The organism is Streptomyces sp. URMC 123, from assembly GCF_051386515.1.
Taxonomy (GTDB): domain Bacteria; phylum Actinomycetota; class Actinomycetes; order Streptomycetales; family Streptomycetaceae; genus Streptomyces.
The window spans coordinates 1-20,039 of the sequence record NZ_JBPQTV010000099.1 but is presented as its reverse complement, the minus strand read 5'-3'; the positions used below and the strand labels follow the sequence as shown (position 1 = coordinate 20,039).

Sequence of the window (20,039 nt, the reverse complement as noted above, 5' to 3'; positions counted from 1 at the left end):
GCGTTCGTGGGGGCGGGCGAGCATGTAGCCGATCCGGTCGCCGGCGAAGCGACCGGTCGCGGTGCCGTCGTCGTGGACGGTGAGGCGGATCAGGCCGGATGCCAGCATCCACCCGCTGAGGGTGGTGGTGATGGTGCCGCCGGCGCGTACCTGGTGGAGCCAGGCCGGGGGGATGTGGCGGACGGCGCAGGTGGCAATGATCGCGTCGTATTCGGCGCCGTCCTTGTATCCGGCGAGGCCGTCTCCGATGACAAGGGTGGGGTGGTGCCCGGCGGCGTGGATGTGGTCGGCCGCTGCGGCGGCCAAGCCCCGGTCGTACTCGACGGAGTAGACGTGTTCGTCTCCGAAGCGGCTGCACAGGACAGCGGTCGAGTAGCCGGTACCGGTGCCGATCTCCAGCACCTTGTCACCGCCGCGGATGCCCGCGAGGTCGAGCATGCGCACAATCAGGGATGGCAGCGTGCTTGACGAGGTGGGGCGGCCGGTGACGCGACCGGAGGCGTCGGCTGCGTTGACGCCGTCGATCTGGGTGACCCAGGTGGTGTCCTGGTAGACGAGGCGCAGCCACTCGCCGGGGTCGGTCTGGCCGCGGTGGACGGGTTCCCATTCGGTGCCGGTGAGGCGGAACAGGGCTTCGCCGAGGAAGAGTTCACGGGGCACGGTTGCGATAGCTGCGCACAACGCGGGGTCGTCCACATGGATGCTGTCGGCGAGTCGGCGGCGCAGGTCCGCGGGGTCGGTCATCGGGTCCCTTCGGGATGCTGGAGGCGGTCGGCGAGTGCGTTGGTGACGGGGGTGGTGATGTGTTCGGGGAACCATGCCCATTGGCCGTTGGGGTTGCACTCGTACCAGTGCCAACGGCCGTCCGTGCCGAGTCCGAAGTCGAAGGCCCCGAAAATGAGGCCGAAGGCGTCGAGGTAGGCGCGTACGCTGACGTCGATCTCCGGGGGGACGGGGATGCGGGTGTAAGTGAGCGAGTCGTAGTGGCGGCGCCAGTCGATCCCCGGCGAGCCGTTGATGCGGACGGCGGTGAGGCGGTCGCCCACGGCGGTGAGGCGGATGTCGGCGGACTTGCTGACGCGCTGCTGGAAGAGATGGGCGGTGTGCCGGATACGGGTGTCGACCTGCTCGGGCGTGACGTCCTCGATCCACACCGTCAAGGCCCGGCCGGTGTCGTCGGCGCAGTCGGTTTCCCTGAGCGGTTTGTAGATAACAGGGCCGTGTTCGGCGATGAAGGCACGGGCCCGGTCGGGGTCATTGGTGATCAGGGTCGGGGGCACGGTGAAGCCGCAGCGTGCGGCCGTCGTGAGCTGCGTGGGCTTGTACTCGGCGTCACGGTTGCGCCAGGGGTGGTTGATGTAGTGGGCCCCGGGGAGAGCGGCGAGGATGCCGCCGAGCCCGTAGCGGGCCTCTTCGACCGCCCAGCGGGCAGCTTGCCCGTTCAGGGCGAGTTCCGCGGCGTAGGGGGTGGGCCGCCGCCAGTAAACCGATCGGATGTTCCCCAGGTCGAGCTCTCGGGACGGGGTGGCGAGGCGGCCTCCGGGCCCGACGCTGTCGAAGGTGGCGGACACGGTGACCCCACGGGGGAAATCGCCGGGGTCCAGGCGGACCACTGGCACGCGGCGCCGGTTGAGTTCGGTGATCACCTCGTCGGCGGTCGCGTCGTCCAGGCGTGTGACGACGAGGACGGGCGGCCCACCCGCGGCCATCAGTCCGTGTCTCCCTGTTGGTCGCTGCCCTGGTCCGGCGTGCCGTCGAGGCTGGTCCTCGCCGTCGTCTCCTGCGAGGTCTGGGACCTCTTGTGCTTGGCCTCCACCGGCACGGGAGTGCCGTCGGGGGCAACCCAGACGGGGACCTGTGTGCGCGGGTCGAGCACCGGGTGGGCGGCGGCGAAAAGGGCCGCGGCGGGGTACGGGCGCATGCGTCCGAGCCCCCAGGGCGCGGCTTGATCCAGCGACGTCAAGGGCTGCTTCATGAGTCTCCTCGTCCTTCAGGCGATCCGACGGTGGCACCCGCCGTGGAGGCGGGCGGGGCGAGCGGTGTGCCGCCGAGGGGGCTCCCGTGCAGCTCCGCCTGCGGCTGGCAATCAGTCAACGCGACGGGAGGGAGGCGAAGGGACTCCGGAAGGTGACTCCAAGGCGGAGTCGACGCGGGGCGATGGCCTTAGCATCGGTCGCACTACCCCGGGGGAGTCGCAGATGGACCGCCTATCACCGGACCCGTGTGAGGTCGTCGCCGGACTGCTGGGCGATGAGCGGCTGATGCGTGCGTGCGCCGAGCGGGACATGGGCGCGGTGTTCCGGATGCTCAACGCCCGGGGTGTGAGTACGCGGCGTATCGCGGCGGCCGTCGGCATCACGCAAGGTCGACTCTATGACTACATGAACGGCAAGAGCCGGGTGGAGAAGCTGGCATTGTTCGAGCAGATCGTGGATGCCTTTCGCCTCCCCGGCCATCTGCTGGGGCTGGCCCGCCGATCGTGGGAGCCGCCGACGGCGGAGGCGGAGCACCAGCGCGCGGACCGTTCGCCGCCGGACAGTGACGATGTCGCGGCCATGGACCACTTCCGTAACGCGGACCGGCAGACCGGGGGCGGGCGTCTCTACGGTGCTGTGGTGCGGCACTTGTCGGACCACGTGGCGCCCCGGCTCGTCGGCACCGACAGCCGGCCGCAGGTGTTCGCCGCCGCGGCGGCGCTGACCGAGATGGCCGGGTGGATGGCCCACGACTCCGGCCACGACGACCGTGCCGCCCGGCACTTCGCCCACGCGCTTCCGCTGGCCCGCACGTCCGGTGACCTCCCATTGGCCGCACACGTCGCCGCGAGTAGCAGTCATCTCGCGCTCCAGACCGGGGACACCGCGGGGGCCGTCGGCTGGGCCCGGACCGGGCTCGGTCTCGCGGCGCAGGTACCGCGGATTCCGGCGCTGACGGCTCGGCTGCACACGATGCAGGCGCGGGCCCTGGCCGTCGCGGCGCAGCACACCCCGGCCTGCCAGGCGCTGGAAGCGGCACGGCTCGATCTCGAAGGGCGGGGCGCGGGCGGCGATCACCCGTGGCTGAGCCCCTTCGACGCCGCCGCGCTGGCCAGCGAGGCGGCGCTGATCCTGCGTGATCTGGAGCAGTACGACCAGGCGCTGACACATGCCGAACAGGCCGTCGCGCTACGGGAGGCACCGCGGGCGCGGTCGCTCGCTTTGTCCCGGATCACGCTGGTGGACATCCACGTACGCCGTGGTGATCTGGACGCCGCGGTGAGCACGGGTCACGACCTGTTGGGTACCAGCCCCACACTGGGCTCTGTCCGCGTCGTGCGGCAACTCGACGAAGTGCGCCGGCTGCTGGCGCCGCACACGGGCTACGCGCCGGCCCGGGAGTACCTGCTGCGGTTCGACGACGCGCTCAGGGCGAGATTGCTGTTGCTCGCCGATCTGATCCCGCCGTCATCGGGAGGGACCCCCGCATGAGGCCCGCACCCACCCCCGCCGACCCCGACGCATGGAACGCCTACCTCGCGGAGGGCAACGCCAAGCAGGCCCGCAAACGGGTGGCGGCTGACGTTGTGCTGCGGGACCCGGCTGGGCGTGTGCTCCTGGTGAACCCCACCTACAAGCCCCATTGGGACTTGCCCGGTGGAATGGCGGAGGCGAACGAGCCTCCGGAAGACGCAGTGGCCCGGGAACTCGTCGAAGAACTCGGCCTCGAGGTCGAGTTGCGCGGGCTGCTGGTCGTGGACTGGGTGGCTCCGCACGGCCCTTGGGACGATCAACTCGCGTTCATTTTCGACGGCGGCACCCTCGACCAGGGCCAGGCCGACCGGCTACGGCCGCGGGACAACGAGCTGTCCGAGATCGCATTCGTCACCCTGGACCAGGCCCGCGCCCGGCTCGGCGACCGTATCCGGCGACGGTTCGAGGAGGCTGTGCGCGCGGTGAAGGCGGGACGGCCGCTGTACCTGCGGGACGGCGTGCCCGTGCTGTGACCGGCGATACCCGCGGCTGCGGGGGTCAGGAGCCGTCCCGCGGCCGCGGGGGTCAGGGGCGGTAGACCGTGCCGGGCTTGGGCACGCCCGGGGCCAGCAGCTGGGGCACCGTGACGAAGGTGTAGCCGCGGTTCTTGAGCTCGTCGATGATCCCGGGGACCGCGGGGACGGTCCCCTTGTAGATGTCGTGCAGCAGGATGATGCCGTCGCGGCCGGCCGCGTCCAGGATGCGCTGCTTGATGAGCTCGGAGTCCGTGGTGGAGTAGTCCTTGGCGGTGGCGCTCCAGAGGATCTGGGCGAGCCCCAGCTCCCGGGTGACGTCGGAGACCTTGTCGTTGGTGCGGCCCTGCGGGGGCCTCATCAGGGTGGGCTTGCGGCCGGTGATCTTCTCTATCGCGTCCTGCGTGCGGGCCAGCTCCGCGCGTATCTCGTCCGGCTCCGACTGGTCGAGGCGCTCGTGCGACCAGGTGTGGTTGGCCACCTCGTGGCCCTCGTCGGCGATGCGCCGGACGACCTCCGGGTGCTCCACGACGTGGTTCTCGCCCAGCAGGAAGAAGGTGGCGGGCACCTTCTTCTCCTTGAGGATGTCCAGCAGCCGGGGCGTATCCTCCCCCGGCCCCGCGTCGAAGGTCAGCGCGATGCACTTGGCCTCGCGGCAGTCCACGGACCCGAACGCGCCCTTGGTCCCGGAGCCCGCCTGGTCCCTGGCCATGCCCGGCGACGTGGTCTCCATGCCGCAGCCGCTCAGCGTCAGCGCCAGGGACACCGCCGCCACCAGGGCGGCGGCCGCCTTCGGCCGGACCGCCGACTTCTTCCTCAGCATGGGCAAGCTCTCCTTCATTGGGTGCGCGAGTGCCGCAACCGACTATATATGTGGTGTATACACCCGATGTATATGGGGATGGCCGACCGCTTCTCGCCCCCTGTGACCTGCGGCGATCGCCGCCATCCGGGCGAAGACGCCCGCCCGGGAGGCCGTCCGTGCGACGATGCAAGCGCGGCATCGATCACCGCTCGCACAGCCGTCCGCGCTCACGTCGTTCGGGAGGCCCACCGTGCCGGACTCGCCCCTGCCCTCCGCGACCGAGCTCGCCCGGCTGCTCGCCCTGGAACCCCTGCCCCTCGAAGGCGGGCTCCACCGCCGCACCTGGGCGGGCCCCGAACGCCCCGACGGCCACCCCGCCGGCTCGGCGATCCTGCTGCTGCTCTCCCGCGAGCACGGGCACTTCTCGGCGCTGCACCGGCTGCCGCGCGACGAGGTCTGGCACTTCTACCTCGGCGACCCCGTACGACTTCTGCTGCTGCCCGGCGACACCCCGGCCTGCCGCGCCGCCGCGCCCCCGCCCACCCACACACCCGCCGACGCCCCGCGCACCGTCGTCCTCGGCCACGATCTGCTCGCCGGCCAGCACGTGCAGTACACCGTGCCCGGCGGCACCTGGATGGGCGCCGAGGTGCTCCCCGGCGGCAGCCACGCCCTGCTGGGCTGCACCATGGCCCCCGGCTTCACCCCGGACGACTACACCGGCGCCGACCCCGGCCCGCTCGGCGAACGCCACCCCGAGCACGCCGCGTTGATCCACGCGCTCTGCCGCCCGGGCACCCCGACACGCCATCCGGCCCAGAACACCCGCCCCGCGGGAGACGGGCGATGAGCGCCCGCGGCCCGCTGCTGCCGGACCTCACCGGCCTGGTGGCCGTGGTCACCGGCGCGAGCGGCACCCTCGGCCACGGCATCGCGGAGCAGTTCGCCGAGGCCGGCTGCCGGGTGGTCGTCCACCACCGCGGCAGCGCGGACCGCGCCCGGGACCTGGCCGCCGCGATCACCCGGCGCGGCGGCGCCGCCCACGCCGTCGCCGCGGACCTCACCGAGGAGTCCGGTGGCGACGAGCTGATCACCGCCGCCCTGGACCGCTTCGGCCGGGTCGACGCCCTGGTCAACAACGCCGGGACGCAGCCCGTCCAGGCGCTGGCGGCGATGTCGGCGGCCGACTGGCGCGCGGTCGTGGACACCAATCTCACCAGCGCCTTCCTCTGCACCCGGGCGGCGGCGCGGGCCATGTGCCGGGCCGGCACGGGCGGCACGATCACCCATATCGCCTCCATCGAGGGCTCGGCACCGGCCCCCGGCCACGCCCACTACGCCGCCTCCAAGGCCGCCCTGATCATGCACGCGCGGGCCGCCGCCCTGGAGTACGGGCCGCACGGCATCCGCGTCAACACCGTCTCGCCGGGCCTGATCCACCGGCCCGGCCTGGAGGAGGACTGGCCGGAGGGCGTGGCACGCTATCGCGGCGCGGCCCCCCTGGGCCGCCTGGGCACACCGGCGGACGTCGGCCGCGCCTGTGTCTTCCTCGCCTCGCCCATGGCCGAGTGGATCAGCGGCCACGACCTCGTGGTGGACGGCGGGGTCATGGCCCGTCCCACGTGGTGACGGCCTGTTCCGCCACCCCGCCCGGCGCCGCCAGCACCGGCGGCCACACCCCCGCCTCCAGCAGCCCGAGCGCGTACGCCTTCGCCACCAGCGCCGTGCGGTTGGGCACGCCGAGCCGCCGGCACAGGCGCCCCAGGTGGTAGTTGACGCCGTCGGTGCCGATGCCCACCGTGCGGCCCACGCCGGCGGTCGTGGCCCCGGCGGCGATCAGCGGCAGGATGCGGGCCTCCTGCGGGCTCAACCCCAGCCGGCGGGCGTCCTCCTCGGTCGCCTCCCCGGGGCGCCCCCGGGGGGCGAGCGCCTCCCGGCCCGCTCCCCCCGCCGCCCTGGGACTTCCGTCCGTGCCATTCGCCGGCCCATCGCCGTCCCCGGTGCGCTCCGTCAGGGTCACCAGCAGCGGAGGCTCGTCCTCCAGGGGGTCGGAGACCGGCTCCACGGTGACCTCGCCGGCCCGCCGGGTGCCCCGTACGCACCAGGTCACCCGCACCGGATAGCGGGACCGGCGCCCCGAGCGCAGCGCGCGGTCCAGCTTGCGCAACTGCTCGGCGTCGGTGGGCGTGAACAGGTCCAGCAGCGCCCTGCCCTGGACGCGCCCCGGCCGGGTGTCCCACAGCGCGGCGAAGGCGGGGTTGGCCCCGGTCACCGTGCCGTCCACCCGGCTGATCGCCGTCGGCAGGGGCGACCGGTCGAACAGGGTGAGGAACCGGGCCCGCCAGACCAGGGCCTCCCTCGGCGTGTCCATCGGCCCGTGCCCCTCTCCCCGCCGTATCCGCTCCTACCGCAGGGGCGCGATCGGCGCCACGGACGAGTCCGAAAACGCCCCTACACGATTATGTAGTGCTGTCGGCGCGTCAGCTCCCGGCCCGCGCGACGGTGGGACCACCACCCGTACGCGAGAGGTACTGACTGACCATGAGCGTTTCGAGCGACGCGCACCCCGAACAGCCCGTAGAGGTCCGGGGCCTGCGCGCGTACCCGGATCTGGTCCTGCCCGTCGTCGATGTCTCGGCGACCGGACTGACCGACACCCCCGTACAGCAGGCGATCGCCCTCGCCCGCCGCCACGGCCCGTTCTACGCGCGCCGCTTCCACGACCGGGAGACGGTCCTGGTGGGCTCGCTGGAGCTGGTGGAGGAGCTGTCCGACGAAACGCGCTTCGCCAAGGGCGTGGGGCCGGCGCTGGAGAACGTCCGCGACCTCACCGCGGACGGCCTGTTCACGGCGTACAACGACGAGCCCAACTGGGCGAAGGCGCACGACATCCTGCTGCCCGCCTTCGCGCTGGGCTCCATGCGGACGTACCACCCGACGATGCTGCGGGTGGCCCGGCGCCTCATCGCGTCCTGGGACGCCCGGCTGCCGGGGGCGGACGGGGTGGCCACGCCCGTGGACGTCGCGGACGACATGACCAAGATGACCCTGGACACCATCGGGCTGTGCGGCTTCGGCTTCGACTTCGGCTCCTTCCGCCGGGACGAGCCGCACCCCTTCGTCCAGGCGCTGGTGCGGGCGCTCGCCCACAGCCAGGCGCGGCTCGGCCGGGTGCCGGGCGCGGACCACCGCGCCGAGGACGAGGCGTTCGCCGCGGACGCCGCCTTCCTCGCCCGGGTCGTCGACGAGGTGATCGAGCGGCGGAAGAACGAGCCCCGGGCGGCCGGGGCGGAGGCACCCCGGGACCTGCTCGGGCTGATGCTGGACGCCCCGCACCCGGCCACCGGCGAGGTGCTGGACGAGGCCAACATCCGCAACCAGGTGATCACCTTCCTGATCGCCGGGCACGAAACCACCTCCGGGGCGCTGTCGTTCGCGCTCCACCACCTGATGAAGAACCCGGTGGTGCTCCGTCTGGCCCAGGCCGAGGTGGACGCGCTGTGGGGCGACGAGGAGGACCCGGAGCCGAGTTACGAGGACGTCGGCCGGCTGCGCTATGTGCGCCAGGTGCTCAACGAGGCGCTGCGGCTGTGGCCGACGGCCGCCGCGTTCGAACGCCAGGCGCTCACCGACACGGTCATCGGCGGCCGGCACCCCGTCAAGGCCGGGCAGCGCCTGGTCGTGCTCACCCCGCTGCTGCACCGAGACCCCGTCTGGGGCGACAACGTCGAGGCGTTCGACCCCGACCGGTTCGCGCCCGAGGCGGAGGCGGCCCGCTCGCCGAACGCGTACAAGCCGTTCGGCACGGGCGAGCGCGCCTGCATCGGCCGCCAGTTCGCGCTGCACGAGGCGACGATGCTGCTCGGCATGCTGGTGCACCGCTACCGGTTCCTGGACCACGCGGACTACCGGCTGCGGGTGAAGGAGACGCTCACCCTCAAGCCGGAGGGGCTCACCATGACGCTGGCCCGGCGGACGGCGGCCGACCGGGCGCGGGGCCGGGCCGCCCTGGCCGGGCGTGGCGCCGCCTCGGCGCACGGGGCCGGCGGGCGGACCGGCGGGCAGGGGCCCGCGGGCGACCCGGAGGGGCTGCCGACGCGGGTGGCCCCGGGCCAGGGCCTGACCCTGCTGTACGGCTCGAACTTCGGCACCTGCCGCGGATACGCGGAGGAACTGGCCGACATGGCCGCGGGCCTCGGCTTCGAGGTCACGGTCGGTCCGCTGGACGACCACGCGGGCAAGCTGCCCACGGACGCGCCGGTGGTGATCGTCGCCGCCTCCTACAACGGCCGGCCGACGGACGACGCGGCCGGGTTCGTCGCCTGGCTGGGCGAGGCGACGGCTCAGGGGGCCGGAACGGACCGCGAGCCGGCCGCGGCCGGGCGGGCAGCGGAGGCCGACGGCGTGCGCTACGCCGTGCTCGGCGTGGGCGACCGCAACTGGGCGGCCACCTACCAGCGGGTGCCCACGCTCCTGGACGAGGCCCTCGCCGCCCTGGGCGCGACCCGGCTCCTGGAGCGGGCCGCGGCCGACGCCTCCGGTGATCTGGCCGGCACCGTCGAGCGCTTCACCGCCGAGCTGCGCCGCGCCCTGCTGGAGCACTACGGCGACCCGGACAGCGCGGGCGCCGCCGACGGCGCGGGGGCCACGGGCGCTGGGGCCTCGGGCGCTGGGGCCTCGGGCGCGCCGACGCGGGTGTACGACGTGGTGGAGGTGACGGGCGCGCCCCTGGACGCCCTGGCCGAACGGCACGGCCTGGTGCCGATGACCGTGCTGGAGACGGCCGACCTGGCCGACCTCGGCCATCCGCTCGGCCGGTCCAAGCGGTTCGTACGACTCGCCCTGCCCGACTCCCTGACCTATCGCACGGCGGACCACCTGTCCGTGCTGCCGGCCAACGACCCCGCGCTGGTGGACCGCGCCGCCGACGTCCTCGGCGTCGACCCGGAGGCGCGGCTGAGCATCCGGGCCCACCGGCCCGGGCGCGCGACCCTGCCGCTGGACCGGCCGGTCACCGTGCGGGAGCTGCTCACCCGGTACGTCGAGCTCCAGGACGCGCCGACCGCCGCGCAGGTCGCCCTGCTCGCCGAGCACAACCCGTGTCCGCCGGAGCGGGCCGCGCTGGAGCGGCTGGCCGCGCGCCTCGCCGCCGCCGTGGGCACCGACGCCGACGCCATGGCCGGCGCCACCACCGACGCCGCTCCCGGTGCCGCCGTGGCGGCCGGGTCCCTGCTCGACCTGGTGGCGGCCCACCCGGCGCTGCGCGGCGCGCTCCCCTGGCCGGTGCTGCTGGAACTGCTGCCGCCGATCCGCCCCCGCCACTACTCCATCTCCTCCTCCCCGGCCGTCCTGCCGGGCCGGGTGGACCTGATGGTGTCGCTGCTGGACGCCCCGGCGCGCTCCGGCTCCGGCAGGTTCCGCGGGGTCGGCTCCTCGTATCTGCACCGGGTGGCCCCGGGGGACACGGTGCTCGCCCGGGTGTCCCCGTGCCGGGAGGCGTTCCGGATCGACCCGGCCGCCGCCACCCCCGTGATCATGATCGGCGCGGGGACCGGGATGGCGCCGTTCCGCGGCGCGATCGCCGACCGGCGGGCGCGGCTCCTGGGCGGCGGCGCCCTCGCCCCCGCGCTCTGCTACATCGGCTGCGACCACCCCGACGTCGACTATCTGCACCGCGCGGAGCTGGAGCAGGCCGAGGAAGCGGGCGCGGTGTCCCTGCGCCCGGCGTTCTCCAAGGTCCCGGTGGACGGCCGGATCTACGTCCAGGACCGCGTCCAGGCCGAGGGCGCGGAGGTGTGGCGGCTGCTGGAGGCGGGGGCGAGGGTGTACGTGTGCGGCGACGGCCGCCGGATGGCCCCCGGGGTCCGCGCCGCCTTCAGGGGGCTGTACACCCGCTTCGCCGGAGGCGGCGCCGAGGCGGCCGACCGCTGGCTGTCGGCGCTGATGGCGGAGGGCCGCTATCTGGAAGACGTGTACGCCGGCGGCTGATCCCCCTGCCCCCGGCTGGCCCCCGACCGCCGGTTCACCCCGGCCCCGGTCGAGCCGCCCCCGCCCGCTTGGCACCCAGCAGCCGGGCGTAGCGGGGGCGCGCGGCGAAGTCCCGGTACGACCAGAGGGCGGGCCGCCCCACCTCCGCGCACAGGTGCAGCACCCGGTCCGGCCCGAGGTGGACGCCCACATGGGCGCCGTACCCCTCGGGCCGGCCGGGCACCGGGCCGGCGTCGAAGAGCAGCAGGTCCCAGGGGGCGGGCGGTCCGGCCACCCGGGCGGTGGCCTCGGTGTCCGCCCAGAGTTCGGCGGACCGCAGGGGCGGCACGGCGAGCCCGGCCCAGGCCAGGACGGCGTAGGCGTAGCGCTGGCAGTTGGCCCCGCCGGCCACCCCCGGCGGCCCGGCCTCCGGGTGGCGGGCCCCGACGTACGCGGTCTCCCGCAGAGGCGGCGGAAGCGCGGCCCACGACGCCTCGGCGTCCACGGTGTCCCCCCTGTTAAAGCTTCGAAAGGCTCAGCCCTTTCGAGAAGCTCGGCTCTTTCGAGAAGCTCGGCTCAGCGGATGGGGACCCCGGAGACCGCCCTGGCGATCACCAGCCGCTGGATCTCGCTCGTGCCCTCGAAGACCGTGTACACGGCCGCGTCGCGGTGCATCCGCTCCACCGGGTACTCGCGGGTGAAGCCGTTGCCGCCCAGGATCTGCATGGCCTGGGCGGTGACCGCCTTCGCCGTCTCCCCGGCGAAGAGCTTGGACATCGAGCCCTCGGCGGAGGTGAACGGCCGGCGCGTGGCCGCCATCCAGGACGCCCGCCACACCAGCAGCCGGGCCGCGTCGATCCGGGTGCGCATGTCGGCGAGCTGGAAGGCGACCCCCTGGTTGTCGATGATCGGCCGGCCGAACTGCACCCGGGTCGTGGCGTAGTCGAGGGCGACCTCGTACGCGGCGCGGGCGATGCCGACGGCCTGGGCGCCGACCGCGGGCCGGGACGCCTCGAACGTGGCCATCGCCGCGTTGCCGACCCGCTCGCCGCCGCCCGCGGCCTTCTCCCGGGCGCGGGCGAGCCGCTCGTCGAGCTTCTCCTTGCCCCCGAGCAGGCAGTGGCCGGGCACCCGGACGTCCTCCAGGACGACCTCGGCGGTGTGGGAGGCGCGAATGCCGTGCTTTCTGAACTTCTGCCCCTGGGAGAGGCCGGGGGTGCCGGGCGGAATGACGAAGGAGGCGTGGCCGCGGGCGCCGAGCCCCGGCTCGACCACGGCCACCACCACGTGCACATGGGCGATGCCGCCGTTGGTCGCCCATGTCTTCGTGCCGTTGAGCACCCATTCGTCCTTGGCCTCGTCGTAGCGGGCCCGGGTGCGCATCGCGGACACGTCGGACCCCGCGTCCGGCTCGGAGGAGCAGAAGGCGGCCAGCTTCACATCGTCGACGTCGCCGTACATCTGGGGAATCCAGGTGCCGATCTGCTCGTCGGTGCCATTGGTGAGCACGCCCACGGCCGCGAGCCCGGTCCCGACGATGGACAGGCCGATCCCGGCGTCCCCCCAGAAGAGCTCCTCCATCGTCATCGGCACGCCCAGGCCGGTGGGGTCGAAGAACTGCTGGGCGTAGAAGTCGAGGGAGTACAGACCGATCTTCGCCGCTTCCTGGATCACCGGCCAGGGCGTCTCCTCGCGCTCGTCCCACTCGGCCGCCGCCGGGCGCATCACCTCCGCGGCGAAGCCGTGAATCCAGTCGCGCACCGCCCGCTGGTCGGCGTTCAACTCCAGGGTGAACTCGGCCATGTCCCCTCCACCTGGCTATTACCTACGGTAACGGGAGTGTGTTACCGACGAGTAAAACCTGTCAACCCCGGGCCGCCCATCCGCGCCCCGCCGCCCGTCCGGGTGTTACGTTGCGCTGGCACCACGACAAGAGCAGAGGGCGGGGAGGGCGGGTTTCATGGAGACCAGTCAGCGGGACGATCAGCAGCGCGCGGCGGAGCGCCGGCGCAGGGAACTGCTGGAGGCCGCCGACCGGGTGGTGCTGCGGGACGGGCCCGGGGCGTCGATGAACGCCATCGCCGCCGAGGCGGGCATCACCAAGCCCATCCTCTACCGCCACTTCGGGGACAAGGGCGGCCTCTACCGGGCGCTGGCCGTCCGGCACACCGACGCCCTCCTCGAAGGGCTGCGCGCCGCGCTGGACGCCCCGGCCGACCGCCGGGACCGGGTGGAGGCGACGCTCGACACCTACCTTGCGGCGATCGAGGCCCGGCCCCAGGTCTACCGCTTTCTGATGCACCCGGCGGAGGACGGCGACGCGACGGGCGCGGAGGGCGGCTTCGACGTGGGCCGGCACTCCGCTCCCCTGCTGCGGCGGCTCGGCGAGGAGCTGGCCAAGGTGATCGCCGAGCGGGTCGACCTGGGCCCCGGCGGCGAGGAGCCGGCGCGTGCCTGGGGGCACGGCATCGTCGGGATGATGCACGCGGCGGGCGACTGGTGGCTGCGCGAACGGCCCTGCTCCCGGGCGCAGTTGGTACGGGCGCTGGCGGATCTGCTGTGGGGGCGGCTCGCCGCGGCGGGCGACCGCGTGGGCGGCCCCGGCTTCTGAGAGCGGCGCGGGGCTCCCACCCGCCCCGGGCCCTCACCCGCGCCCGGCCGTCACCGGCCGCGACTGCTCACCCTCGGCCGGGCTCCTGTCCGCGCCCGGCCGTCACCCGTTCCAGGGCGCCTTCCGCACCGCCCGCCGGGCCCGCCAGGCCCGCGCGCCGGTCAGCCGGTCGAGATACAGGCCGCCGTCGAGGTGGTCCATCTCGTGCTGGAGGCAGCGGCCGAAGAAGCCCGTGCCCTCGATGGTGACGGGCTCGCCGCCGAGGGTGCGCCCCTCGACGACCGCCCGGTCGTACCGGGCCGTGCCCGCCTCGACGCCGGGCACGGACAGACAGCCCTCCGGCCCGGTCACGCTCACCCCGTCCGCGGCCACCAGCCGCGGGTTGACCACATGGCCGAGGTGGCGCCGGTCCTCGTCGTCGGGGCAGTCGAAGACGAACACCCGCAGCGGGACACCGATCTGGTTCGCGGCGAGGCCGACGCCGCGGGCCGCGTACATGGTGGCGAACATGTCCTCGACGAGGGCGGCCAGCTCCGCGTCGTACGCCGTCACCTCGGCGCAGGGTTCGCGCAGCACCGGATCGCCCAGCAGCCGCATCGGCCGGGTGCGTCCGGAACTGCCGGGAATCGAACGGTGTCTCACGCCACAAGGGTACGATTCCTGGCCTGCTCGGCAGGTCGGGAGGGTGGCGCGGTTCGTGGGGCACCCGCGGATCTCGATAGGCTGAACCCGACCGAAGCCTCCCCGCTGGCGATTCGGCGCGGAGGGGGGCGTTCTCACCGGCCGATCCGGGGGGCGGGCGCGGCGCCGGACGCAAGCCGGATGCAAGGAGGAACGAAGACGATGGCAGGCAACACGGAGCCGCTGTCGCCGCGGGCGAAGCTGGCCGTGACGGCGGGCAAGGCCGCGGCGGCGGTGTCGCGGGCGGCTGGCCGGGGCAGCGGATCGGTGATCGGCGGTCGGGTGGCGCTCAAGCTCGACCCCGACCTGCTGGGCCGGCTCGCGGCGCACCTGGATGTGATCCTCGTGTCCGCGACCAACGGCAAGACCACCACCACCCGGCTGATCGCCGAGGCGCTCCGGGCCGCGGGCCCGGTGGTCTCCAACGCGCTCGGCGCGAACATGCCCGCGGGCATCACCTCCGCGCTCGCCGGGGGCTCGGACGCCCGCTACGGCGTGATCGAGGTCGACGAGAAGTACCTGGCCGGGGTGGCGCGCGACGTCACGCCCAAGGCCATCGCGCTGCTCAACCTCTCCCGCGACCAGCTCGACCGCGCGGCCGAGACCCGGATGCTCGCCGAGAAGTGGCGCGAGGGCCTGGCCGGCACCAAGGCGACCGTGATCGCGAACTGCGACGATCCGCTGATCGTCTGGGCCGCCTCCTCCTCGCCGAACGTGGTGTGGGTCGCGGCCGGCCAGGAGTGGAAGGACGACGCCTGGTCCTGCCCGTCCTGCGGCGGGGTGCTCCAGCGCCCCGGCGACGACTGGGGCTGCGGCGACTGCGGCTTCCGCCGGCCCGCCCCCAGCTGGGCCCTCAACGGCGACTACGTCCTGGACCCGCACGGCTCGGCCTGGCCGATCCGGCTCCAGCTCCCGGGCCGGGCGAACAAGGCGAACGCCACCACCTCCGCCGCCGTCGCCGCGGTCTTCGGCGTGCCGCCGCAGGTCGCGCTGGAGCGGATGTACCAGGTGCAGGCCGTGGCCGGCCGCTACGACGTGGTCGACTTCCTCGGCCGCGAGCTGCGGCTGCTGCTGGCGAAGAACCCGGCCGGCTGGCTGGAGACCTTCTCCCTGATCGACCCGCCGCCGACCCCGGTGATCCTCTCGGTGAACGCGCGGGGCGCCGACGGCACCGACACCTCCTGGCTGTGGGACGTCGACTACACCCGGCTCGCCGGACACCCGATCTTCGTCATCGGCGACCGCAAGCTGGACCTGGCCGTGCGGCTGGAGGTCGCCGGGCTGGACTTCCGGGTCTGCGAGAGCGTGGACGAGGCGGTGGGCATGGCCCCGCCCGGGCGGATCGAGACGATCGCCAACTACACCGCGTTCCAGGACCTGCGCCGCCGCGTAGGCAACTGACCGGACCCGCGTAACGGCACCCGTGGCTCACGGGCGCGCCGTACGGCACGTAAAGGATTGCGAGCATGAGCGACAACAGCCTGCGCCTGGTGTGGGTCTACCCGGACCTGCTGAGCACCTATGGCGACCAGGGCAACGCCCTGGTGGTGGAGCGGCGGGCGCGACAGCGCGGCCTGGACGTGGCGCGTCTGGACGTCCGCTCCGACCAGCAGATCCCCACCTCCGGGGACATCTATCTGATCGGCGGCGGCGAGGACCGGCCGCAGCGGCTGGCGGCCGAGCGGCTGCGCCGCGACGGCGGGCTGAACCGCGCCGTGGCCAACGGCGCGATCGTGTTCTCGGTCTGCGCCGGCTACCAGATCCTGGGCCATGAGTTCATCAACGACCTGGGCGAGCGCGAGCAGGGCCTGGGGCTGCTGGACGTGGTCAGCACCCGCGGCGAGGGCGCGCGCTGCGTCGGCGACGTGCTGGCCGACATCGACGAGCGGCTCGGGCTGCCGCCGCTGACCGGCTTCGAGAACCACCAGGGCGTCACCCACCTCGGCCCGACGGCCCGCCCGTTCGCCCGGGTGCGGGTGGGCAACGGCAACGGCACCGGCGACGGCTACGAGGGCGCGTACAACGACACCGTCTTCGGCACCTACATGCACGGCCCGGTGCTGGCCCGCAACCCGCTGATCGCGGACCTGCTCCTCAAGCTGGCGCTGGACGTCAACGCCCTGCCGCCGACCGACGACCGCTGGTACGAGGCGCTGCGCGAGGAGCGCATCGCCGCCGCGACCCAGCCCGCGTAACGCGCATGCGCATCGGTGTGCTCACGTCCGGCGGCGACTGCCCCGGGCTGAACGCCGTCATCCGCTCGGTCGTCCACCGCGCCGTGGCCGACCACGGTGACGAGGTCATCGGCTTCCACGACGGGTGGCGGGGCCTGCTGGAGGGCGACCACCGCAAGCTCGACCTGGACGCGGTGGGCGGCATCCTCGCCCGCGGCGGCACCATCCTCGGCTCCTCCCGGGTCCAGCCGGCCCATCTGCGCGACGGTGTCGAGCGCGCCCGCGGCCATGTGCGCGAGCTGGGGCTGGACGCGGTCATCCCGATCGGCGGCGAGGGCACCCTCAAGGCCGCCCGGCTGCTCTCGGACGCCGGGCTGCCCGTCGTCGGGGTGCCCAAGACCATCGACAACGACATCGCCGCGACCGATGTGACCTTCGGGTTCGACACGGCGGTGGGCGTGGCCACGGAGGCCCTGGACCGGCTCAAGACCACCGCCGAGTCGCACCAGCGGGTGCTGATCGTCGAGGTCATGGGCCGGCACACCGGCTGGATCGCGCTGCACTCGGGCATGGCGGCCGGCGCCCACGCGATCGTGGTGCCGGAGCGCCCGTTCGACGTCGAGGAGCTGACGGAGGTGGTCGGGCGCCGGTTCGAGGCGGGCAAGAAGTTCGCCATCGTGGTCGTCGCCGAGGGGGCCAAGCCGCGCGAGGGCTCGATGGCCTTCGACGCCGGCGGCACCGACGTCTACGGCCACGAGCGGTTCGCCGGGGTGGCCCGCCAGCTCTCCGACGAGTTGGAGCGGCGGCTCGGCAAGGAGGCCCGCCCGGTGATCCTCGGCCATGTGCAGCGCGGCGGCACCCCGACCGCGTACGACAGGGTGCTGGCCACCCGCTTCGGCTGGCACGCGGTGGAGGCGGCGCACCGCGGGGACTTCGGGATGATGACGGCGCTGCGCGGCACGGACATCACCCTGGTGTCCCTGGCGGAGGCCGTGAGCAGCCTGAAGACGGTGCCGGCGGAGCGCTACACCGAGGCGGAGTGCGTGCTCTGACCCGGCGCGCCGGCGCGACCGGTGGAGCCGCCCCCCGCCGGGAGTCCGGCGGGGGGCGGCTCTAGTCTTGTGCGGGACGCAATCGGCGCGAATCAGGAGCGAGCGGATGGATCACGGCGGGCACGGCATGACGATGGATCTGCCGCCGTTCACGCTGGAACGGGGGCTGGAGTTCACCGGTGAGCCGTTCTTTCTCGTCGGCTCGCTGCTGGCGCTGGGCCTGTACGGCTGGGGCGTGGTGCGGCTGCGGCGGCGCGGCGACGAGTGGCCGGTGGGCCGCGTGGTCGCCTTCGCCCTGGGCGTGCTGTCCATCGCCCTGGTGATGTGCACCGCGCTCAACGAGTACGGCATGGTCATGTTCAGCGTGCACATGGTGCAGCACATGATCATCAGCATGCTCTCCCCCATCCTGCTGCTGCTCGGCGCGCCCGTGACGCTCATGCTGCGGGCGCTGCCGGCCGCCGGGCGGGGCCGCAAGGGGCCGCGCGAGCTGCTCGTGGCCTTTCTGCACAGCCGCTACGTCCGGGTGATCTCGCACCCCGCGTTCACGATCCCGCTCTTCATCGCGAGCCTCTACGCGCTCTACTTCACGCCGATCTTCGACTTCCTCATGGGGAGCAAGGTCGGGCACATCGCGATGATGCTGCACTTCCTGGCGGTGGGCCTGGTCTTCTTCTGGCCGATCATGGGCGTGGACCCGGGCCCGCACCGGCCCGGCTATGTGATGCGGATGCTGGAGCTGTTCGCGGGGATGCCCTTCCACGCGTTCTTCGGCATCGCCCTGATGATGGCCTCCGAGCCGATGATCGGCACCTACACCAGCCCGCCGGCCTCGCTGGGCATCGAGGCGCTGGACGACCAGCAGTGGGCGGGCGGCATCGCGTGGGCGTTCAGCGAGATCCCGTCGGTGGTGGTGCTGGTGGCGCTGGTGTACCAGTGGTACCGCTCCGAGCAGCGCCAGGCGCGCCGCTCGGACCGGGCCGCGGCCCGCGACGGGGACCGCGAGCTCGCCGCGTACAACGCCTATCTGGCCTCGCTCCAGGCGCGCGAGGCCCGCGGCCAGTAGCGGTGGAGGCGCCCTCCGGGTGACGATGGTCCCCTGGCCGCGGTCCGGGTTCCCGGTTCCCGGGCCGCCGGGAGGAGGCTGCTTCGATGCCCGCATCCGCGAAGACGATGGCGCTGTTCACGGTCGGCGGACTGGTGCTGGTGACCGCGTACACGGTGGCGCTGGGCAGCAACGGCTGGCTGTGGTTCGCCTGGGTCGTGCTGGTGATGGCGACCCTGGGGGTGCTGGCGACCCGTGGCTCCTAGGACCGGTCCGGTCCCGGGAGCCACGGGTCGCCGTCGTTCGGGGGCCGGCCGGTCCGTCGTCGGGAGCGGCCGGCCCACGGGTCAGAGCCTCAGCGCGGTGCCGAGCCCCTGCCCGTTGTCGCTCTTCAGCAGCGGCCCGGTGATGCCGCTCGTCAGCTGGGTCAGGCCGAGGGCCGACGCCGGTGTGACGGTCAGGACGGAGGCCGCCAGGACGGCCAGGACGACGGCGGTGAATCGCAGGCGCATGAGCAGTGATCCCTTCGTCGGGGGTTGTGCTGCCGGAAGCAGGCTTCCCTGAACCCCCTGGGGTCACGTGCCGTGTCCGTCCAACAGGGGACGGCGCCGCCCGGGGGTTCGAAATGGACAATTGCCCGGAAAGGGACCACCTGTCGGAGCGGCCGCGCGACGCCGGGCCGCGCGCACGACGGGTTACTGACGGTACGTCAAAAGCGTCGGGAACCAGTCACGACATGTCCGACGAGTGGTGGTTCCGCGCGCCCGGGGCTACCCCTAGACTGACGCCCCTCACACCGTGTGACCAGCCGTAACGCACCGCCGTACCGCCGCGCGGCCATACCGTCGCACAGCCGCACAGCCATACCGCCGTACCGCACTGCCGTAACGCATCGCCACCGCATTGCCGTAGCGCTCCCCCGGCACGCCCGCGGGAGCGCATTCGCCTCAAGCGACCAGAGCGAGGAGCGGCCTCATGTTCTACTACCTGCTCAAGTACGTGATCCTGGGGCCGTTGCTGCGCCTGATGTTCAGGCCACGGATCGAGGGGCTGGAGCACGTCCCCCTGGAGGGCCCCGCGATCATCGCGGGCAATCATCTGTCGTTCTCCGACCACTTCCTGCTGCCGGTGATCCTCAGCCGCAGGATCACCTTCCTGGCCAAGGCCGAGTACTTCACGGGCCCCGGGCTCAAGGGGCGGCTGACGGCCGCGTTCTTCCACAGCGCGGGCCAGATCCCGGTGGACCGCTCCGGCGGCAGGGCCGGGCAGTCGGCCATCCGCGAGGGGCTGGGCGTGCTGCGCGCCGGCGAGCTGCTGGGCATCTATCCGGAGGGCACCCGCTCGCACGACGGCCGCCTCTACAAGGGCCGGGTGGGCGTCGCGACCATGGCCATCAAGGGGCGGGTGCCGGTGGTGCCCTGCGCCATGGTGGGGACCTTCGAGGTGCAGCCGCCCGGCCGGCGGCTGCCCCGGGTGGGCCGGGTGACCATTCGCTTCGGCGAGCCGATGGACTTCTCCCGCTACGCCGGGATGGCCGACGAGCGCGCCGTGCTGCGGGCGGCCACCGACGAGATCATGTACGCCATCCTCAAGCTCTCCGGCCAGGAGTACGTCGACCGCTATGCCACGGACGTCAGGGCGGAGCTGGCGAAGGCGCGGCACCGGCCGCGGCTGCTGGGCTGACCCGCCCGAGAGGAGGGGACGGCCTGTCTCTTATACACA

Annotated in this window: 21 protein-coding genes; 12 read left to right on the top strand and 9 right to left on the bottom strand. The window is 73.4% G+C overall.

The features are described 5' to 3' along the window. The 3 genes from ACSNOD_RS14390 to tgmA all read right to left on the bottom strand — a co-directional run. Positions 1–744, bottom strand: a 744-nt coding sequence (locus ACSNOD_RS14390) for a methyltransferase domain-containing protein (protein ID WP_436767303.1), incomplete at its 3' end; no start/stop codon positions are given. After that, on the bottom strand, positions 741–1,709 hold the full coding sequence (tgmB, locus tag ACSNOD_RS14385) for an ATP-grasp ribosomal peptide maturase (RefSeq protein ID WP_436767302.1): 969 nt from the start codon (positions 1,707–1,709) through the stop codon (positions 741–743). The genes tgmB and ACSNOD_RS14390, both read right to left, overlap by 4 nt. Further along, positions 1,709–1,975: a putative ATP-grasp-modified RiPP gene (gene tgmA, locus ACSNOD_RS14380; RefSeq protein ID WP_436767301.1), complete on the bottom strand. Its 267-nt coding sequence runs from the start codon at positions 1,973–1,975 to the stop codon at positions 1,709–1,711. Before tgmA ends, tgmB begins: the two co-directional genes overlap by 1 nt. Positions 1,976–2,285: 310 nt before the next feature. Between tgmA and ACSNOD_RS14375 the strand changes: the two genes are divergently transcribed. Further along, on the top strand, positions 2,286–3,467 hold the full coding sequence (locus tag ACSNOD_RS14375) for a helix-turn-helix domain-containing protein (protein WP_436767300.1): 1,182 nt from the start codon (positions 2,286–2,288) through the stop codon (positions 3,465–3,467). Further along, positions 3,464–3,982, top strand: coding sequence for an NUDIX domain-containing protein (locus ACSNOD_RS14370; protein WP_436767299.1), 519 nt, complete (start codon positions 3,464–3,466; stop codon positions 3,980–3,982). The genes ACSNOD_RS14375 and ACSNOD_RS14370 overlap by 4 nt, the downstream gene beginning before the upstream one ends. 52 nt (positions 3,983–4,034) lie before the next feature. On the opposite strand, the gene ACSNOD_RS14365 is transcribed toward ACSNOD_RS14370, so the two are convergent. Next, entirely contained in the window at positions 4,035–4,805 is a 771-nt protein-coding gene (locus ACSNOD_RS14365) for a polysaccharide deacetylase family protein (RefSeq protein WP_436767298.1), read from the bottom strand. Positions 4,806–5,037: 232 nt separating this feature from the next. On the opposite strand from ACSNOD_RS14365, the gene ACSNOD_RS14360 reads away from it, so the two are divergent. Further along, entirely contained in the window at positions 5,038–5,637 is a 600-nt protein-coding gene (locus tag ACSNOD_RS14360; RefSeq protein WP_436767297.1) for a cupin domain-containing protein, read from the top strand. After that, complete coding sequence (locus tag ACSNOD_RS14355; RefSeq protein ID WP_436767296.1) at positions 5,634–6,416, top strand: SDR family NAD(P)-dependent oxidoreductase; 783 nt, start codon at positions 5,634–5,636, stop codon at positions 6,414–6,416. Before ACSNOD_RS14360 ends, ACSNOD_RS14355 begins: the two co-directional genes overlap by 4 nt. Here ACSNOD_RS14355 and ACSNOD_RS14350 read toward each other — a convergent pair. Beyond that, entirely contained in the window at positions 6,394–7,158 is a 765-nt protein-coding gene (locus ACSNOD_RS14350; RefSeq protein ID WP_436767295.1) for a helix-turn-helix transcriptional regulator, read from the bottom strand. The genes ACSNOD_RS14355 and ACSNOD_RS14350 overlap by 23 nt on opposite strands. Before the next feature lie 170 nt (positions 7,159–7,328). Here ACSNOD_RS14350 and ACSNOD_RS14345 point away from each other — a divergent pair, with 170 nt between their 5' ends. Then, a complete protein-coding gene (locus ACSNOD_RS14345) occupies positions 7,329–10,775 on the top strand; it encodes a bifunctional cytochrome P450/NADPH--P450 reductase (protein ID WP_436767294.1) in 3,447 nt (1,148 codons plus the stop codon). Positions 10,776–10,809: 34 nt separating this feature from the next. On the opposite strand, the gene ACSNOD_RS14340 is transcribed toward ACSNOD_RS14345, so the two are convergent. Further along, complete coding sequence (locus ACSNOD_RS14340) at positions 10,810–11,259, bottom strand: cell wall hydrolase (RefSeq protein WP_436767293.1); 450 nt, start codon at positions 11,257–11,259, stop codon at positions 10,810–10,812. Positions 11,260–11,330: 71 nt separating this feature from the next. Then, positions 11,331–12,557: an acyl-CoA dehydrogenase family protein gene (locus tag ACSNOD_RS14335; RefSeq protein ID WP_436767292.1), complete on the bottom strand. Its 1,227-nt coding sequence runs from the start codon at positions 12,555–12,557 to the stop codon at positions 11,331–11,333. Positions 12,558–12,714: 157 nt separating this feature from the next. Here ACSNOD_RS14335 and ACSNOD_RS14330 point away from each other — a divergent pair, with 157 nt between their 5' ends. Further along, positions 12,715–13,365 carry a TetR family transcriptional regulator gene (locus ACSNOD_RS14330; RefSeq protein WP_436767291.1) on the top strand — a complete coding sequence of 217 codons (651 nt, stop codon included), beginning with the start codon at positions 12,715–12,717 and terminating at the stop codon, positions 13,363–13,365. A 102-nt stretch (positions 13,366–13,467) separates the two neighbouring features. Here ACSNOD_RS14330 and def read toward each other — a convergent pair whose 3' ends face one another. Beyond that, positions 13,468–14,007, bottom strand: coding sequence for a peptide deformylase (gene def, locus ACSNOD_RS14325; protein ID WP_436767290.1), 540 nt, complete (start codon positions 14,005–14,007; stop codon positions 13,468–13,470). Between the two features lie 201 nt (positions 14,008–14,208). On the opposite strand from def, the gene ACSNOD_RS14320 reads away from it, so the two are divergent. From ACSNOD_RS14320 to ACSNOD_RS14300, 5 genes are all read left to right on the top strand, one after another. Then, the gene (locus tag ACSNOD_RS14320; RefSeq protein WP_436767289.1) at positions 14,209–15,447 is read left to right on the top strand and encodes a MurT ligase domain-containing protein; all 1,239 of its coding nucleotides are present in this window, start codon (positions 14,209–14,211) and stop codon (positions 15,445–15,447) included. Between the two features lie 65 nt (positions 15,448–15,512). Further along, on the top strand, positions 15,513–16,241 hold the full coding sequence (locus ACSNOD_RS14315) for a type 1 glutamine amidotransferase (RefSeq protein ID WP_436767288.1): 729 nt from the start codon (positions 15,513–15,515) through the stop codon (positions 16,239–16,241). 5 nt (positions 16,242–16,246) lie between these two features. After that, the gene (locus ACSNOD_RS14310; RefSeq protein ID WP_436767287.1) at positions 16,247–17,272 is read left to right on the top strand and encodes a 6-phosphofructokinase; all 1,026 of its coding nucleotides are present in this window, start codon (positions 16,247–16,249) and stop codon (positions 17,270–17,272) included. A gap of 106 nt (positions 17,273–17,378) precedes the next feature. Then, complete coding sequence (locus ACSNOD_RS14305; protein ID WP_436767286.1) at positions 17,379–18,338, top strand: cytochrome c oxidase assembly protein; 960 nt, start codon at positions 17,379–17,381, stop codon at positions 18,336–18,338. An 86-nt stretch (positions 18,339–18,424) separates the two neighbouring features. Further along, entirely contained in the window at positions 18,425–18,583 is a 159-nt protein-coding gene (locus tag ACSNOD_RS14300; protein WP_436767285.1) for a hypothetical protein, read from the top strand. An 81-nt stretch (positions 18,584–18,664) separates the two neighbouring features. Here ACSNOD_RS14300 and ACSNOD_RS14295 read toward each other — a convergent pair whose 3' ends face one another. After that, positions 18,665–18,829 carry a hypothetical protein gene (locus ACSNOD_RS14295; protein ID WP_436767284.1) on the bottom strand — a complete coding sequence of 55 codons (165 nt, stop codon included), beginning with the start codon at positions 18,827–18,829 and terminating at the stop codon, positions 18,665–18,667. A 463-nt stretch (positions 18,830–19,292) separates the two neighbouring features. Here ACSNOD_RS14295 and ACSNOD_RS14290 point away from each other — a divergent pair, with 463 nt between their 5' ends. Next, positions 19,293–20,000, top strand: coding sequence for a lysophospholipid acyltransferase family protein (locus ACSNOD_RS14290; RefSeq protein WP_436767283.1), 708 nt, complete (start codon positions 19,293–19,295; stop codon positions 19,998–20,000). Positions 20,001–20,039 lie beyond the last annotated feature (39 nt).

What these genes read in the sequence shown, in the direction of transcription:
- ACSNOD_RS14375 (WP_436767300.1), top strand. Translation starts at nt 2,286, where the DNA reads ATGGGCGCGGTGTTCCGGATGCTCAACGCCCGGGGTGTGAGTACGCGG.
- ACSNOD_RS14345 (WP_436767294.1), top strand. Translation starts at nt 7,329, where the DNA reads ATGAGCGTTTCGAGCGACGCGCACCCCGAACAGCCCGTAGAGGTCCGG.
- ACSNOD_RS14320 (WP_436767289.1), top strand. Translation starts at nt 14,209, where the DNA reads ATGGCAGGCAACACGGAGCCGCTGTCGCCGCGGGCGAAGCTGGCCGTG.
- ACSNOD_RS14370 (WP_436767299.1), top strand. Translation starts at nt 3,464, where the DNA reads ATGAGGCCCGCACCCACCCCCGCCGACCCCGACGCATGGAACGCCTAC.
- ACSNOD_RS14350 (WP_436767295.1), bottom strand. Translation starts at nt 7,158, where the DNA reads ATGGACACGCCGAGGGAGGCCCTGGTCTGGCGGGCCCGGTTCCTCACC.
- ACSNOD_RS14330 (WP_436767291.1), top strand. Translation starts at nt 12,715, where the DNA reads ATGGAGACCAGTCAGCGGGACGATCAGCAGCGCGCGGCGGAGCGCCGG.
- ACSNOD_RS14355 (WP_436767296.1), top strand. Translation starts at nt 5,634, where the DNA reads ATGAGCGCCCGCGGCCCGCTGCTGCCGGACCTCACCGGCCTGGTGGCC.
- ACSNOD_RS14295 (WP_436767284.1), bottom strand. Translation starts at nt 18,829, where the DNA reads ATGCGCCTGCGATTCACCGCCGTCGTCCTGGCCGTCCTGGCGGCCTCC.
- ACSNOD_RS14315 (WP_436767288.1), top strand. Translation starts at nt 15,513, where the DNA reads ATGAGCGACAACAGCCTGCGCCTGGTGTGGGTCTACCCGGACCTGCTG.
- ACSNOD_RS14335 (WP_436767292.1), bottom strand. Translation starts at nt 12,557, where the DNA reads ATGGCCGAGTTCACCCTGGAGTTGAACGCCGACCAGCGGGCGGTGCGC.
- tgmB (WP_436767302.1), bottom strand. Translation starts at nt 1,709, where the DNA reads ATGGCCGCGGGTGGGCCGCCCGTCCTCGTCGTCACACGCCTGGACGAC.
- ACSNOD_RS14310 (WP_436767287.1), top strand. Translation starts at nt 16,247, where the DNA reads ATGCGCATCGGTGTGCTCACGTCCGGCGGCGACTGCCCCGGGCTGAAC.
- ACSNOD_RS14300 (WP_436767285.1), top strand. Translation starts at nt 18,425, where the DNA reads ATGCCCGCATCCGCGAAGACGATGGCGCTGTTCACGGTCGGCGGACTG.
- ACSNOD_RS14365 (WP_436767298.1), bottom strand. Translation starts at nt 4,805, where the DNA reads ATGCTGAGGAAGAAGTCGGCGGTCCGGCCGAAGGCGGCCGCCGCCCTG.
- ACSNOD_RS14290 (WP_436767283.1), top strand. Translation starts at nt 19,293, where the DNA reads ATGTTCTACTACCTGCTCAAGTACGTGATCCTGGGGCCGTTGCTGCGC.
- tgmA (WP_436767301.1), bottom strand. Translation starts at nt 1,975, where the DNA reads ATGAAGCAGCCCTTGACGTCGCTGGATCAAGCCGCGCCCTGGGGGCTC.
- ACSNOD_RS14305 (WP_436767286.1), top strand. Translation starts at nt 17,379, where the DNA reads ATGGATCACGGCGGGCACGGCATGACGATGGATCTGCCGCCGTTCACG.